Consider the following 16,395-nt stretch of genomic DNA (forward strand, 5'->3'; position numbering starts at 1 on the left):
GGGCCGACTGTGCTGCCGGCCCTGACCGGTCATTTCAGTACGTACGGGCGAACAGCGCCGGTTCGGTGTCGGACACCTGCGTAACCTGCTCGCGCGCAACCAGATGACGCAAATGAGCCGCGCCCTCGGACAGTGCCATGGTCTTGCCCATCGGGGAGATATCGGACCACGGCTTGTACCACTTCATATGTGCCGCAACATCCCACACGGTCAACTTCTGATCGCCGAATGCCTCGAGTAGGTGATCCAGACGTTCCTCGTGATGCTCGATCAGCTCGCCGGCGCGGCCACCCACACTGTCGATGGGGATGCCGTGCGCACCGAGCCCGCGTGTGATGTCCATGGTCTGGACGCGTCGTAGTGACGCGAAGAAATCAGCCAGGGCGTCACGTTCCTCGAGGGGATACGTGAAGTTGCCGACGTGCGGGGTTGTCTTCTGCAGGACGTGGTCACCGGTGAACATGACGTTTGCGTCGTCGAGATAGAAGCAGACGTGCCCGGGGGTGTGACCAGGGGTGTAGACGACGCGAAGTCCGCGGCCGGTGAGTTTGATGATCTCGTTGTCCGACAGGACCCTGTCGGGAGCGGAGTCCGCGCTCGTCGGCGGGTTCTCGTTGGTTGCCTGCCGAAATGCGTCGCGATCAGCTTCCGGGGCTCCGGCCTTGGCCATATTGGCCAGCTGGTGGGTCATCCACTCTTCGCCCTTGCTGCTGGCCATTTTGTTGAAGAGGTCGTGATCGTCCTCGTGCATCGCGATCCAGGCACCAGAGGCTTCACGCACGCGTCCACACAGTCCGGTGTGATCGGGATGGAAATGGGTCACCACAACGCCTTCGATATCGGTGACCGAATGACCGATCTCCGCTAACCCGGCATTGAGGCCCTGCCAGCCGTTGTCGTCGTCCCAACCGGCATCGACCAGGATCAGGCCGTTCGGGGACTCCATCGCGTACACCAGCGTTGCGCCGAGTGGGTTGTCGGTGATGGGGACCGGAATCTGGAATATGCCATCTCCGATGGCAGCTGCACCGTTCATCTTTAGTACCTCGTTACCGATTAAGGAATCTGTTTCTATGTCCTTCATGTTTACCGTGCGCTCATTTGGGCCGTGACGCAGGTCCTACTTGGCGGGAATCTGTGACCAGCGGCCTCTATTTCGGATCGTCGAGAGTTTTAGCCACGAATCGGCCGGATTTCAGGGAGAACTGTTGAAACAGTGCATGTTTCGTCGATCGATTGGTTTGGGCATTAGCGCGCCACGCCGGTTGGGTGCGGGTGAGCGAACTAGCGTGTCGAGGGACAGGCGCCGTGCGGCGGTTCTCGAGAAAGACGGGTCATGCGTTTTCAGGTTCTGGACATCATCTTCAACCCACCTCATCCAGTGACCGGAGAGGCAGTAGCCCCGTCGGACCGGCTCAATCGCGTCGTCGAACTCGCGGTTCTCGCCGAAGAGTTGGGTATCGACTCCTTCTCGGTGGGGGAGCGTCACGCCGGCCCGGTTCTGTCCTCTGCGCCGACGGTCGTCCTGGGCGCAATCGCGCAGGCCACAGACCGAATTCTGCTCTCGACGGGTGTCACCGTCCTGTCGTTGCTCGACCCGATTCGGGTGGCCGAGGACTTCGGAACCATCGACCAACTCAGCCGCGGGCGACTCGAAATTGTGATCGGCAAGGGAAACGAGGTGTTGCAGTACCCGTTGCTCGGCCTCGACATCTCCAAGCAGTACGAATACCTGACCGAGAACTACGAACTCCTCAAACTCCTGATCAGCGAGGAAAACGTCAAGTGGGTGGGTACCCATCGGCCCTCTCTCGAGGACGCAACGACGCTACCGCGGCCCTACGACGGGCCTTTCCGTATTTGGCACGGGTCCGCGACTTCCTTCGAGGCAGTCGAGCTTGCTGCACAGTGGGGCGACCCCATCGTCACGGCCAATGCCCTCCAGCCCCGCGAGAACTACAAAGTGCTCATCGACCACTACCGCGAGCAGTATCTCGCTCACGGGCATGATCCGTCCAAGGCTTACGTCGGCTCCGGGTCGGGTGGTCTGTTTCTTGCCGACACCACCGAACAAGCCGTCGAGGAATTCCGCCCCATCTACGAGGGGGCTGTCGCGCAGCAAGACAAGCGTAAGCACGACCCCAAGGCGGTCGGTAAGACGACGAGCTTCCGGACCATCGAGGAAGCCGTCGACCGTGGACCCGCGTTGGTCGGGTCGCCGGAGCGCGTCGCCGAGAAGATCCTTGACTACCACGAGAGTTACGGTCACGACTTCCAGTCCGTATCCATCAATCACGTCCTCGACTTCGAGCAGCAGAAGGACACCTTGCGCCGGTTTGCCGAAGAAGTAATTCCCCTCGTGAAGGCGGAACTGTCGACCAACCTGTGGAGCGTCGGAGATGCGGATCGGGCGAAGGGTTTCACCGCGCTCGACTGAGCCGGCGAGTGTAATCAGGTCCGACGCTGCGACGAGCCACAGCCTGCAGTAGCTTATTACCGACATCGTGGTCGGTTTTACACTGCATTGAAAGTTCTGTGAGTGGGAGTAGTGCGTTGACGTTGGGTGTGAACTCGCTACCCGCAACAGAACTGTCGGACACGCTCTGGGTCGATATTCTGCCGTGGCTGGACGACTATGTGTCCGACCGTGCCGCCCTACTCGAGCCCCTGGCGCCGTCCCCGGACTGGTGGTTCAGTGAGTCGCCGTCGTTCACCGTCCTCGAAGTCGATCTCGAAAAACTGCTGTCCGAATTGGCGTCGCTCTACATTTCCCACCATTCGTCAGCGGTTTTGAGGGAGAGTTTCCCGCTCCTCGATCCGAGTGTGCCGTTTGGTGCGCTCGGGCTCGATACACGCGCCGTGACGTCGCTGGCCCGTTTGGCCTCGCACGCGAATGTCGGCGAACTGCTGACTCACACCACTGCGGAGATTTTCGGTGTTCGCGGAACCAGCGAGCAGACAGTTCACCATGTGGTTCACAGCTTGCTCGTGTGTGCGGTGATGACGGATCCCCGCTCACGGATCGAGACAGCGGACGACGGAGCGGCCCCGCCCGCGATCACTGCCTTACTCGACGATCTCGAGCAGTTGGCGGTGTGGCGACGGGTCCGCGGTCAGGATGCGCGGCCGTTGGTCACCGTCGAGATCGATGACGAGTCGCCGGAACCTATCCAGGAGTTGGCAGCCCGAATTTCCGCGTTGACACCAAATGATCTGCCTGCCGTGCATCGAACCGACGCGATGGACGAGATCGACAACCTATTTTCACAACTCGACGAACGTGAGTCGCTGGTCTTGCGGGAGCGCATTGTGGCGCCGGTGCCGCAGCGGCGAGGAGCGGTCGGCGCGAAGATTGGTGTGGGCTCGGGACGAGTAGGGCAAATCGAAGCCGAGGTGAAAGCAAAGATCAACGACGCCTGTGGGTTCGGAACTGCAGTCGGAAACTTGCTTGCCAGCTTGCGCGTCGAGATTCAGCCGGTAGCTTCGCTCGAGCGCCTTCTGGAATTGCATCCGAGCATCGCCGCCGAGGTGCCCGGGTACGGCGTTCCCTTGTGGTTGGTTCTCGATCGGCTCGACGACTACTTCGAGGTCACCGATGGTTGGGCTGCCGCGCCCGGGGTGGCGGCAGCAAAGAAGCGCACCCAGACATTGCTCGAGGACTTCGAATCACCCAACGGCGTAGTAGCTCTCGGCGACGTCGTAGATGCGGTGTCGATGTCTCGAGGTGAGCTCGAGAAGTGGCTCGACTGGTGCGGAATCACCGTTGTTTCCGGGTCTGCTTTGACCAGGGCGCGCCGAATTTCCGACCTGGCAGTCGGCGCACTGGAGGCGTTGGGGACGCCAAAGACTGTTCCCGAACTGGCGGAGTTGCTGAAGACAGATCGCCCCGAACGGTCGATCGAGCGGGCCCTCGAAGCGGATGATCGCGTCGTACTCGACGCCGGTTCGTGGCACCTTCAGGCTTGGGGTAGTGCGGATGCCATTGCAGACGAAGCTGTTCCGGAACCCAGTGAGTTCAACGTCGGCGGCGATGGAATCGTTCGACGTAAGCGCTCACGCGATACAGCCAAACCGCCGGAGCAGACGCGTCGCCTGTACCGCTCTGGCAATGTCTGGCGATACCGTACGACGGTCACGTCAGAGCATGTGCGGGGTTCGAGCTTTGCGGTGCCGGCCGGTGTGGCGGTCGCAGCCGGTTGTGTGCGAGGCGAGAGCGTGGAACTCGAGAGTCATCTTGGTGTTCAGGCTGTTCGGTGGAGTGGTGCTCAGCCGACCTTCGGCACAATCCGTAGATTCCTCCGTGAGCTGTCCGCGGTCGTGGGCGAAGACATCTTGCTCGAATTGTGGCAGGACGGGACGTTCCGGGTGGTGCGTCCGGTCGTTGTGCACGCCGATGTCGATCCATTGCGACAAGCACTTGCCGAAATCGGCAACCGTGAACCGTTGCGCACCGCCGATCGGCACGTCGTGCGCATTCTCGCCGAAGCGGTGAGTCTCCCCGGCGAAGATCGGCCGCGAAAGCTGTTGCGAGCATACGAAGATCGAGGTGAGGATGCAATCCTCGATCTGTTGGAAGCGGCCTGGGTTCACACCGCAGGATCCGCAGATTCGGAGGCTGGCGATGCCTGACATCTCGGAGGTGGCGACAGTCGGCCCGAAGGCGCTATCAGCTGACGAATCCCTCGCCGGCGCAGTGGGGTTGCACCACACCATCACCACCGCGCTCGCAGATCTGGTGGATAACAGTCTCGACGCCGGTGCCGCGCACGTGTTGATTCGCTTTGTGCAGGACGGGACTCGGATTGTCTCGATGATGCTGATAGACGACGGCCTGGGAATGGACGCCGCCACGATCGACGCAGCGATGACCTACGGGCGCCGACGCGATTACGGCGCAGCAGATTTGGGTCACTTCGGTGTTGGTATGAAGGCCGCATCGCTCAGTCAGGCCCGGGTCCTGCGAGTGTGGTCGAGGCGCTCGGGTAATCCCACCCAAGGCCGCGAGATCAACTCCGGGCAGGGGCGCCAGGCGGTTTCAGTAATCGAAGAGGGGGAGGCCGCAGCTTTCTTCGATGCCGTCACTCCGCGCTTTCCGTTCGATTCCGGCACCATCGTCGAATGGCGCGACATCACAACATTTCTGATGTCCGCCAACGAGGACGAGCAGACCAGTTGGCTCGAACAAACCATCAACGACGTGCGCAACCACCTCGGTGTGGTGTTCCATCGACTGATCGAATCCGGCCGAGTCGCACTGACGATCGATGTCTTCGACCTCGAGGCAGGCCGGGCCGGGGCGTTGCGCTCGGTGGGTGCGCTCGATCCGTTCTCCTACCCGCGCACCGGTTCCCCGAATTACCCGCAGCAGCTGAGTGCGTCGGTCGACGGATCGGATTTAGTTGCCAATGCCCATATCTGGCCGGCTCGGAGCAATGCGCCGGAATTTCGACTCAGCGGTGCGCCTGGTAGGGATCAGCAAGGGTTGTACTTCTATCGACACGATCGGCTCCTGCAGATCGGTGGCTGGAACGGGATTGTTCGGGGGCGTCCGGATTACGGATTGGCCCGCGTTGCGGTCGACCTTGACGAGAACGTGTTGCAGCACATCACGATCAATCCCGAAAAATCGGGAGTCACTCTTGATGCGACTGCAGCGGCTGCCCTCGACAGCGCGGTATTCTCCGGCGGAACCGGGAACTTCCGCTCCTATCTCGACGACGCCGAAAACTCGGTCCGCGCGGCGCGTAGTCATCAGCCCCGGCCGATCAGCGTCGTAGAGCCTTCTTCGGGTTTGCCCGAGGATGTGCTCGATTCATTCAGCGACGCATTCGAATTCACCGTTGGCGCCGATCCGGTTGCCATCGGATGGCGCGCATTGGCGCGAGATCAATTCTTCGAAGTAGACCTCAAAACGCGAACTTTGTGGATCAATGCGCGCTTTCGGCGCGACCTGCTGGGGCACCGAAGTCTCGACACCACGGACGCGCCGGTGCTGAAGTCGTTGATCTATCTGCTGGTCGGTGAAATGTTCGAGGGCATCAGGATCAGCGCGCGGCAGAAGGAAAAGATGCAGGCGTGGCAGGAAGTCCTGATCTCGGCAATGGCGGCACATCGAGAGCAGGTAGCGCAGTGAGCGAGGAAGTCTTCCGTGCTGTGGCACGCGAACTGGGCGAAGGGTTTCCACCCGAAGACGTTCTGTACCCGGTCAATGCACGGTTGCGGGCCAGCTATCCCGACGGGTTGACCATCGCCGACATCGTTGACGTCTTCCTCGACGACAGTGCTGTTGCCGTGCGGACCGCTCTGCGTTCACGATTGCGTCAGTGGGACGCCGAGAGCGTTGAAACGTGGGTCGGCGCCACCGCCGCCCAGAGCAGCGAGCGTCGAACCTTGGTCTACGAATTGCTCGGACTGCCCGCGCACGTGCACGACGAACTCAGCGCGAAGTTTCCTCGCGAAGGTGGTCCCGTGGTGATTGCGGCTCAGCAGCCGTGGGATCCCTGGTACACCGCAGAGCGCAGGCGCGAGCACGACTTCTACTGGCGTGCCTACAAGCGAGTTCTGGCGGATAAGAACTGGGACGAGAAGACAATCGGCGAACTGGATGTAGCAACCACTGAGGTCGTTCACCGGCTCGCCGACCCAACCAGGCCGGAGCCGTATCAGTCCAAGGGACTGGTGGTCGGCTATGTCCAGAGCGGAAAAACGGCGAATTTCAGTGGCGTAGTGGCCAAGGCAATCGACGCCGGGTACCGCTTGGTCATCGTGTTGACCGGCACTATCGAGATTCTGAGGAGCCAGACGCAGCGACGCCTCGACATGGAGTTGGTCGGTCGCCAGAACATCAGCGCGGGCGTCGACGACGATTACGCCAACGACGAAGATTGGCGCGACGGGAACTTTCTCGAGCACGAAATCGATCCCAACAAGACCAACGAGATTCCCGCAATTCGTCGACTCACCACGTCGACGTTCGACTACAAGAGCCTGCTTGCGGGCTTGAGCGCGTTGCACTTCGAGACAGTGGATCACTCACTTCCGCTCAATGCTCCGAAGAATCTGTACCCCAGCAATATTCGGATCGCTGTGGTCAAGAAGAATGTCTCGAGCCTCAAGAAGTTGGTCGCGGACCTGAAGAAAGTTCCCACCGAACTCGATCAGATCCCAGCGTTGATCATCGACGACGAGGCAGATCAGGCGTCGGTGAACACAATTGATCCGAAGAAGATGAAAACCGAGCAGATCGAGCGGACGGCGATCAACGGCCAGATCGCGGAGATCCTTGGTCTTCTCAAGCGTGCCCAGTACATCGGTTACACCGCAACACCTTTTGCCAACGTGTTTGTCGATCCGGAAGACAGTGTCAATGTCTTTCCTTCGGACTTCATCGTCAGTCTCGAGCGGCCCGGCCCGTACATGGGTGGTGCGGACTTCCACGATCTCGACGACGTCGAGGACGACGACAAGACGCCGGCCAATTCGAACGAGAAAGCGTACGTACGAGATCTCCGGGCCGAGTGCGACGAGGATCGTTCTGCCGAGCAATTGCGGGCCCTCGACTCGTTTGTCCTGACCGGGGCGATCAAGCTTTTCCGGGAATCGAAGGGCGCCAAGCCGTATCGGCACCACACGATGCTGGTGCACGAATCGGTGAAGCAGGCCGAGCATGATGCTGTAGCGGACGACTTCAAAGCTTTGTGGAAATCGGCCGGATACAGCCAGGCCAAAAGTCTTTCCAGGCTCGACAAGCTCTGGGCCGAGGACTTTGCGGTGGTGAGTGCGGCTCGGGGCAGTGAACTGCCGAACCCTGGGTCGTTTGCCGAGTTGGAGGAGTTCATCGGCGCCGCCTACGACAAGATTTCCGAGGGCACCAGCCCCGTCATCGTGGTCAATGGTGCGGCGGAGAAGGACTACAACCAGGATTCTCTCGATTTCCAGGAACGAGGAGTGTGGAAGGTCCTCGTAGGCGGCACGAAGCTGAGTCGCGGCTTCACCGTCGAGGGACTTACCATCACCTACTACACCCGCAGAACCGGCCAAGCCGACACGTTGATGCAGATGGGCCGGTGGTTCGGCTTCCGGCCCGGCTACCGAGACCTGGTACGGCTGTTCATCGGTCGCTCCGTCGGTGGACCGGCCGGTGCCGACTTCGACATGTACAAGGCGTTCGAGGCTATCGTGCAGGACGAGGAAGAGTTCCGGCGTGAGCTCACCAGGTTCAGCGGTGTGAACGAGAACGGCGAGCCGTGGGTTACCCCACGCGACGTTCCGCCGATGGTGTTCCAGCAGCTGCCGTGGCTCAAGCCCACTGCGCGGAACAAGATGTTCAACGCCGAGCTGGCTTATCGCGGTATGGGCGGCGAGAGTTTCAGTTTCACGATGCAGCCGCCGCGTGGTGACGGCTCGATCAATGCCAGACATTTTGCTGCTGTCGGTCCGATGCTGAAGTCGCTGAACGATTCCGGGACCTTCAACTTTGTGGACAAGGACGACGTTGTGCGATCGTTCTCCGCAAGGTACGGAATTGTCCCGGCCCCCGTTGTTCTGGACGGAGTCGACCAATTCGAGTGGGCGACGGGCTGGAGCTTCGGACCGCACCGTGAGGCGCTCGCGGCAGCAATCGAGGCAGGCTTGCTCGAGGACTTCGCAGTTCTCCTGCCACAACCTAAAACGCGTGAGCCCATCGAGATCAAGGGCTGGCACGAGAAACTGCCGATCGTCAATCGTAAGCGTCAAGAGCGTGAGTACCGGACGGGCTTCACCGGCACCGCTGTTCGTGAGCGCGATGCCATCGAACACATTGCCGGCAGTCCGAAGAAGAACGGTGGGCCTCTTGCCGGCGCACTGCACCGCAAGACTCGCGGCGCGTTGATTCTGGTGTTTGCCAACGACCCGGGTCCACGTCAGTTGAAGCGGGCACAGGCCGGTCCGGTGGATTCGCGCGACTTCGCCACACTGTTCTCGTATGCGCTGCCGCAGGCTGCGGAACCGTTGGGGCGGATCGGTTTTCGGGTCAAACAATCAGGAACAGGTGCGATAGTCGATGCAAACTAGGTGCGTAGCGGTGAAGAACAGGGACGGATTCTGATGGCAAAGACCATTGCGACAATCAACCTCAAGGGTGGCGTCGGTAAGACGACGATCACGGCGGGGTTGGCGGAGTTCATGTCGCTCGAATTCGGGCAGCGTGTGTTGCTGATCGACCTTGATGCGCAGATCAACCTCACCACCATGATGATCAGTGAGGATCACTGGCTCGAGCTGAACAAGAAGGGGCTCACCAGCGCCACCATCTTCCGTGATGCGGTTGAAGGTACGTCGAACTTCGACTTGCACGGGACAATTCAGCGTGGGGTCTCGCCGGTCAAACGCGTCACCGGTGTGGATCTGCTGCCCTCGTCGCTCGATCTGATCGAGTTGCAGGAGGAGATCAGTGCCCTTCGGGTGGCTGACCGAAGTTCCACCAAGCCGGTCGAGTTGTTGCGCGACGCTGTGGCCCCCGTGATGGATTACTACGACTACGTGCTGATCGACTGCCCACCCAACTTGGGCCCAATCACGCTCAATGGTTTGGCAATGGCTGACGGCTATGTTATTCCCACGATCCCGGATGTGCTGTCTACGTACGGCATTCCGCAGATCCAGACGCATATCGCCAAGTTCGGCAAGGAAATCGGCCGTGAGCTCTTCGAGTTGGGGTTGGTGATCACCAAGTACAAGTCGAATTCCGCGGTGCACCGGACCACCGTCAGGAATCTTCGACGCGATCCCAACGTCCCACACGTATTGCCCGAATATCTCGCGGAGTCGAATCAGATTGCCGCATCAGCGGAGTTTCATCCGTACGGAACCTTGAAAGTGAAGTACGGCAACGCAGGTCAGTTCGATCAGATGCGTGCGATCACGCAGAACATTCTCACGGAAGCGCAGGCGAAGCTATGAGTGCGGGTATCGATGAAGCGCGTCGTCGGGTGCAGGTGCAGGAAACCGGTGCTGCGCTCTTGAAGCTGGGGGCGACGAATGCCTCGGCATCAGTGTTGCTGGCTAAGCTGGTTCAGGTAGTTGCGGAGGAAGCCGCTCGTACCCCGCGCTTCGCGAAGGCAATCGAAGAGGCTTTCGCGGTTCCGTCCGACGGATCAGCCGCGGTGGTAACAGCTCCTGCGCCGGCACCCCGTCGTCGGGCCGCGGCACCGAAGGTGAAACGCGAGCCGGGGGCCTTCGACCCCTTCGATGTTTTCAAGGATGATGGGGAAGGGGTTCTGTTGGAACGTCTTTCAGCTCTCGATGCGGACGGGATCAAGGACATCATCGCGGAACAGGAAATCGATACGCACAAGGAGACGGGTCGCAAGCGCAAAGTGGATGTGCTTGCAGTCTGGACCGTCGAGCGAGTGAAGGCACTGACCTCGAAGGGCAGTGCGTTCCGGTAGGTCGGGGAGCTGATTTGCAACTGGCTCGTCTGTTTTCACTGTTGTCTGACGGAGGTATTTCAATGACCAGCACGCTTCGCCAAGCAGAGAGCTACCGACTGCCGGGTGATCACCGCTGGGTGGTTGTCGATGTCGAGACGTCAGGCCTGCGGGCAGCGTCGCATCGCATGCTCAGCATCGCGGCATTGGTTCTTCGAGAAGATGGCACTGTTGAACAGCAGTTCTCGACGCTGCTCAATCCGGGGTGCGATCCGGGACCCGTCCACATCCACAACCTGACGCCTGATCGTTTGGCTGGCGCCCCACGATTTGAGGACATCGCCGACGAGTTCGCTGAGTTGTTGTCCGGTCGAACCATGGTGGCGCACAATGCGTCGTTCGATTATGGCTTCCTCGACGCTGAATTCCAGAGAGTCGGTTCTGGTGCCCCGGTCGACAATCGTCTGTGCACGCTTGCTCTGGCGCGTCGATTGGAGCTGGATGTACCGAACCATCGCCTCGAAACCTTGGCAGAGTACTGGAAGATCGAACAGTTCAACGCGCATGATGCGTATGACGACGCACGGGTGCTTGTCGATGTCTTCGGGCGGAGCGCAACACTTGCAGAATCACTTCAGCTTCCGCTGCCTGTGGTCGGTTGCAATGACCGTCGTGTCACTGTCTACCCACAACAGATCAAGCGGATGCCGTCGTCGTTTGCCAATCCTGGGCGCCTGGATCTTGCGCACGGCCTGGTTCAGGGGATGAAGGTTGTTATCAGCGGATCCACACGTACTCCTCGAATTGCGTTGGCAGCCCGCCTCACCGAGGCAGGGTTTGACGTGATGAACGGAGTTAGTCGACAGACGAGTGTTGTGGTGTGTGAGAACCCCGCGTCGCAAAGCGGGAAGGTGCGTAAGGCCGGCGCCAACGGTATCCCCGTCATCTCGGAGCAACAGCTCGACGAACTGTTGGCGCGAGCATTGCCGGGTGTGCTCAAGACAGATAGCGCTCCGATCGTAGTGTCACTGGTCCCGGAAATCGTTGTGCCGGTGCAGTCGCTGGATGGGCCAGCCCCTGTTGTCCGGTCGCCAATTGCAGCTGCCTCACCAGATCCGAACCGAAAAGCGAAGGCGTGGAATGGCCGTCGGGTCCTGATTCTTGGTGGCAGTCATCTCGACGGTGTGATTATGCGGTCACGTCTTGTTCAATTAGGTGCCCGGCCATCACTCAATCTGACCACTGCGGTCACTGACGTCTTGATGCTCGACGGAGGCCAGTCTGACAAGCGGATGGCTAGGGTTACCGAACGAGGGCTCCCACAGATAGCCGAATCCGATGTCAACGAGGCGTTGGTTTCCGGTGTGGTTCCGGAGCACATGAAGCTTGAATCACGTTTGTCTGCACCTATTTTGATTCGTGGCGAGGCTATCGATCTTCCCGCAGCTCGGTCGGCGTGGTCGGTCAATGTTGCGTGGCGGACGGAGAACGTCGGCGGAGAATTCGATGTAGACGTGGTCGCCTTCCTTCTTGATGACACGGACAAGGTCGACTCCGATCAAGACTTCATTTTCTACAACAACGTCGCGGACGAAGATGGCGCAGTTGAGCTTTCCGTTGACGGGGACAGCGAGCAGAGTATCCGGACAGATCTCGATGCGTTACCTGCTGAATGTCGGCGTGTTGTGATCGCAGCTGCTGTCGACGGCGAACGGACTTTCGGTGACCTGGGAGCAGTCACTGTCAGTATTGACGGGTCTGACGGAACATTTGCAACGTTTGTACTTGATCTCGGGACAGTTGAACGAACGATGGTGCTCACGGAGATCTATCGGCGCGGAGATGTCTGGCGTCTCCGCGCCGTTGGTCAGGGCTACGATCACGATCTTGGTGCGATGGCAGTCGGCTACGGCGTTGAGGTAGATGAAGACTGAACGTACTCGCGTGATCGCACACTGCCAGGAGAGGCCTTGGGCCATTTCCACTCCGGCAGGATGGTAAAGGTATGGAACTACGTTTAGCGGGCCAATCGGTCACGCGCATCCTCGTAGATGTCGATATTTATATTGAATTCGAAGGTAGCGCTACTCTGGAGTTCGCAGAATTCGAACTTGTCGATGAGTCGCGGTACGGGCGTTTAGCAGTTACGCAGTCGAATCTTGGAGTGGGTGTGAACGCGGCGTTGCGGCTGCGAACCGACGGTGTTTGAGCGCGCATAGTAACGACGTTGGTTCGCTGTTCGTGGCGTTTGAGGGGGTACTCGCCTAGAGGCTCCATACGGCGAGAATGAAGCCTGGGAATTCAGTGCGGCGGAGGGCAGGCGCGTGATCTCGGGGCCTGACGGAAAAATGACGACGTGGTCGGGAAGCGGAGAAGAATTGTGAGACAGATGAAGTCGGTTTCGGCTTCGGAGATCTCGGCTGTCCGTCCGCGGCGGCACTGTCATACGCCAAGGATTCGATAGAAATGTGACGCTGTATCTGTCGGACCATGGAAGCCTGGTATTGAATACGACCTTCAGGTTGACTGCACCTGACGGCGTGTTGGTCGAAATAGCTCCCGGTGCAGAAAATGGTTACTTCTCGACTGGCATTGTTCTGGAGGTTGCTGCAGGGACTGTTAATCCTGGGTGGTGTTGGCTTCGTTGGAGCGGGCGTGGCTAAGTGACCGGCCTCGTCGCTGGCGACGGTGTAGATGCGGTCGATGTGTTATGTGGCTTGGACTTCAGAACAGCGTGGGCATTGCACGTTCGCCGTGACGAGCCTCGGTAACCCGGGCAGTCCACCGCTTTACCAGCCATATCTCGATCAGCTCGGGGTTTGTCCGGGCCTTGGTAGCCCATGAGGTGACCAACTGGTTGTAGCGGTGATAACGACGCAACGTGAAACTGCTGACGGATGGATCTTCCAGCCAACCTTCGTGTATCAGTGTTGAGACACCGAACTGGTCGATCAACTGTGCGCGGCCGCCTTCTACTGTTACGTCAGCAGCCCACATGAATGCCGATAGCAGTGAGACTCCAACGCCCGGGGTCACTGGCCACCCCGACCATGTGTCACGGTGGACATTCGGCAAGGTTCGAGACTTCATGCAGTAATCGAGGACCGACTTGATCGACTTCATCGGATCATCGCCTTCGTTGACCTGCGTGTCGAAGACATCGGGGAATCTGCGATTGAATCGGCGACTGCGCTGAGCGCTCTGCCACGCCGCGCATAGAAATAGCAGGCCGAGGCCAGCATGGTCGGCTTCGATGAGTTCGCTGCGAGGGTGAAGGTCGTTGCGCTGCACCGTTCCCACTCCGGCAGTGACAATCTTTCCGTCGTCGTCTCTTCCACGCAATCGGATCTCGTGTTTGGCCATTAGTAAATGCGAATTCCACCAGTCCAGATCTACTCGGGTTCCGTCATCGAGTACGTGCAGATCGTAAGCCCGTGCCTGACACCATTGAACGCACGCCTCTGGCGGCTCGAATCCTTCATCCTCGATTTGCATGTGCCGATCCTGGCACGGCTCACCGACATATGGCTGCGGTCGCCGGCGTGGTGCCGGGATTGAGTTAGTCGGCTCCGATAGCGTGACTACCTGTGCGTGTGCACAAAACATGTGGGGATAGGACGTTTGGGTGACTGACATTGTGAGCATCGCGCACGGCGCTGAGGATTTCGATACGCGACTGCGACGCGAAGCAATGCAGTTTCTTACGGTGCGAACCAACGACGGTCTCGACTCGATCAGTAAGCAAGAGTTGCTCGATTTCACCATTGACGGCGAAATGTTCAGACTGATGGATCCCCAACGGGGTATCCGCAAGCCACGCCAACTATCGTCAGCTCTTTCGATCAGCACGGTCTATCGCCGTGAAGGCGCTGACCGACCATACGAGGATGCGGTCGGAGCCGACGGATTTCTTCGGTACAAGTGGAGCGGTGTGGACCCGGATCACCAGGACAACCGCGGGCTGCGGGCTGCGATGGAGCAGAAAGTGCCGTTGATCTGGTTCTTCGGCGTGGGACCTGGGCAGTTTCAGCCGGTTTTTCCCGTCTACCTCGTTGGCGAAGAGGTGGGACTCCATCAGTTTGTCGTTGCCACTGAATTTGCTCGTGATCTCCACGTGACGGATTCTCCGATCGAATCTCATCTTCGCCGTTACCTGATCGCAGAAACTAAGCGCCGACTCCACCAGCCGGTATTCCGAGCGACAGTGATGAGGGCCTACGAAACGCGTTGCGCTGTCTGCTCTTTAGGTCACAGCTCATTGCTTGACGCGGCACATATTGTGCCCGATTCCGATGAGGCTGGAGTCGCTTCGGTACGAAATGGGTTGGCAATGTGCAAGATTCACCATGCTGCATTTGATGTGAATATTCTGGGTATCAGTCCAGATCTTGTCGTTGAGATCAGACAGGATCTTCTCGAAGAGATCGATGGTCCGATGTTGGAGCACGGGCTGAAGGAGCGGCACGGTCAGAAGCTGATGGTGATTCCAGCCATAAGATCTGAGCGTCCCGACCCGGAGTTGCTTGCATTGAGCTACAAGAAGTTTCAGTCCGCTGGCTGACATTGCTGACGATGTGAATTCCAGGACTTGTCGTCGAGTCCGTACAATGTGTCAGCGAACTACTCGTGTCAATCCTTGGCTGGACCGAAATATCACTGTAGGAATCGGTCGACGGCTGGCCGTTGCGCATACCAAGGATGAATGTGGGCCGCGTTTTTAATCACGGACGGCAAGTCATTTTCAAAGGTCTGAGCCGTTGGATTCTTCGGTTCAGCCCCGGCCGACGGGGATAGCGAGCCGTACGCGCGCGTGCATCGCTGTAGTTAAAGAGATGCACGCGCGCAACGCAAAACGAGGAAGCCGTCTTCGGATCTAGTGATCCGTGGGTTGTTGCCTACTTGCTGGGCGTCGACGCGACTGCTTTGATATCGATCTCGCTCTCGGCTGCGTCATCGCCGCAATCACAGTCACAATCGTCGCCGCAGCCGCCGGTGTTGCATTCGCCGGCGTAGCTGTCGTCGTCCTCATCGCAGTCGAGAGTGCCGCCGAAGGACTCAGCAAAATCGTCGTCGAGTTCGTGAGTAAAGGCGTGCACCTCGTCAACCAGGTTGAGGAGATGCTGCGGAGCGAAGGGGTCCGCATCAAGCATTGTCGAGACCAGCAGGTGGTCGCCGCTGAAGGCGAAGCGCAGGCGCGGCCATTCCTGCGCGAGTTCGATCAGCTGCGTTGCGGCATGGGCAGGATTGCCGAGGCCGGTGAGAACCGACGACCAGACGTTGATCTGCGGGCCGTCATCCGCGACCGTCACGTAGACTACAAACCCGTGAACGGGCACGACAATATCGCCGTCGTCATCGGTGTCAGGCTCGCTGCCGAGAAGTTCAGCGAGAGTCTGAGTGCACAGGCGAACCAATTCGTCGCGCTCGTCCGTCACCAGGGCAATGGCGCCGTTGATGTGGAGGGGCTGGTCGGCGGTCGTGTCGTGGTCGCTCATGGATCCTCATGTTCTGTGCCAGTCCGAGCAGGCGCTTGGCACTGTTTTCGTGCGGTGGGTGTCAGGTCTACGGTAGTCGGCGCTCACTATTGTCTGCTTAGTGGATGATCAAGAATGTTCGCGTCGGCTCGTGATGAGCGGGACCTAACTGCCGCAGAGCGATGTAGCTCGAGTCCCGGAAAATCCGACAGCGTTGTGGCAGTGAGTATCTCGGCCTGTCGGTGGGAAGATCGAGTCTCCACAATCGGCGAGGCAGTTATAAAGGTTGGGGAGTGCGTCCGATACGAGTACAACGTCCGCGCCCGGTGGAGCCACACGTTGGTCCTCGAGGAGATTGTCGAAGACCAGACGACTGAGGCGCCGTCCTGTCTCAGCGGCGAGAGCGCTTTGTTCTCATAGAGCCCGATGCGGCAGTCGCAACGACAGTAGCGCTCGATGTCGGTTCATTGCCCACCGAAAATATTTGCAGCAGTTGCCAAAGCGGAGATTTC

Annotated in this window: 12 protein-coding genes; 9 read left to right on the top strand and 3 right to left on the bottom strand. The window is 59.4% G+C overall.

The features are described 5' to 3' along the window. Positions 1-34 precede the first annotated feature (34 nt). A complete protein-coding gene (locus FFI94_RS08950; protein ID WP_138872654.1) occupies positions 35-1,036 on the bottom strand; it encodes an MBL fold metallo-hydrolase in 1,002 nt (333 codons plus the stop codon). A 300-nt stretch (positions 1,037-1,336) separates the two neighbouring features. Between FFI94_RS08950 and FFI94_RS08955 the strand changes: the two genes are divergently transcribed. From FFI94_RS08955 to FFI94_RS08985, 7 genes are all read left to right on the top strand, one after another. Continuing rightward, on the top strand, positions 1,337-2,437 hold the full coding sequence (locus tag FFI94_RS08955) for an LLM class flavin-dependent oxidoreductase (RefSeq protein WP_138872655.1): 1,101 nt from the start codon (positions 1,337-1,339) through the stop codon (positions 2,435-2,437). A 98-nt stretch (positions 2,438-2,535) separates the two neighbouring features. Next, on the top strand, positions 2,536-4,629 hold the full coding sequence (locus tag FFI94_RS08960; RefSeq protein WP_260683962.1) for a hypothetical protein: 2,094 nt from the start codon (positions 2,536-2,538) through the stop codon (positions 4,627-4,629). Next, on the top strand, positions 4,622-6,133 hold the full coding sequence (locus FFI94_RS08965; protein ID WP_138872656.1) for an ATP-binding protein: 1,512 nt from the start codon (positions 4,622-4,624) through the stop codon (positions 6,131-6,133). Before FFI94_RS08960 ends, FFI94_RS08965 begins: the two co-directional genes overlap by 8 nt. Continuing rightward, the gene (locus FFI94_RS08970; RefSeq protein ID WP_138873687.1) at positions 6,130-9,054 is read left to right on the top strand and encodes a Z1 domain-containing protein; all 2,925 of its coding nucleotides are present in this window, start codon (positions 6,130-6,132) and stop codon (positions 9,052-9,054) included. The genes FFI94_RS08965 and FFI94_RS08970 overlap by 4 nt, the downstream gene beginning before the upstream one ends. A 33-nt stretch (positions 9,055-9,087) precedes the next feature. Next, entirely contained in the window at positions 9,088-9,942 is an 855-nt protein-coding gene (locus FFI94_RS08975) for a ParA family protein (RefSeq protein WP_138872657.1), read from the top strand. Continuing rightward, positions 9,939-10,430: a hypothetical protein gene (locus tag FFI94_RS08980; protein ID WP_138872658.1), complete on the top strand. Its 492-nt coding sequence runs from the start codon at positions 9,939-9,941 to the stop codon at positions 10,428-10,430. The genes FFI94_RS08975 and FFI94_RS08980 overlap by 4 nt, the downstream gene beginning before the upstream one ends. A gap of 62 nt (positions 10,431-10,492) precedes the next feature. After that, positions 10,493-12,343 carry a TerD family protein gene (locus FFI94_RS08985; protein ID WP_138872659.1) on the top strand — a complete coding sequence of 617 codons (1,851 nt, stop codon included), beginning with the start codon at positions 10,493-10,495 and terminating at the stop codon, positions 12,341-12,343. Positions 12,344-13,133: 790 nt separating this feature from the next. On the opposite strand, the gene FFI94_RS08990 is transcribed toward FFI94_RS08985, so the two are convergent. Then, complete coding sequence (locus FFI94_RS08990) at positions 13,134-13,904, bottom strand: hypothetical protein (RefSeq protein WP_138872660.1); 771 nt, start codon at positions 13,902-13,904, stop codon at positions 13,134-13,136. Between the two features lie 130 nt (positions 13,905-14,034). Here FFI94_RS08990 and FFI94_RS08995 point away from each other — a divergent pair, with 130 nt between their 5' ends. Next, on the top strand, positions 14,035-14,970 hold the full coding sequence (locus FFI94_RS08995) for an HNH endonuclease (protein ID WP_260683963.1): 936 nt from the start codon (positions 14,035-14,037) through the stop codon (positions 14,968-14,970). 334 nt (positions 14,971-15,304) lie between these two features. On the opposite strand, the gene FFI94_RS09000 is transcribed toward FFI94_RS08995, so the two are convergent. Then, positions 15,305-15,904, bottom strand: a complete 600-nt coding sequence (locus FFI94_RS09000) for a T3SS (YopN, CesT) and YbjN peptide-binding chaperone 1 (protein ID WP_138872661.1) — start codon at positions 15,902-15,904, stop codon at positions 15,305-15,307. Positions 15,905-16,018: 114 nt separating this feature from the next. On the opposite strand from FFI94_RS09000, the gene FFI94_RS34155 reads away from it, so the two are divergent. Then, entirely contained in the window at positions 16,019-16,303 is a 285-nt protein-coding gene (locus FFI94_RS34155; RefSeq protein WP_260683964.1) for a plasmid pRiA4b ORF-3 family protein, read from the top strand. The last annotated feature ends 92 nt before the right edge of the window (positions 16,304-16,395 follow it).

It is taken from the genome of Rhodococcus sp. KBS0724 (assembly GCF_005938745.2).
Lineage (GTDB): Bacteria > Actinomycetota > Actinomycetes > Mycobacteriales > Mycobacteriaceae > Rhodococcus_F.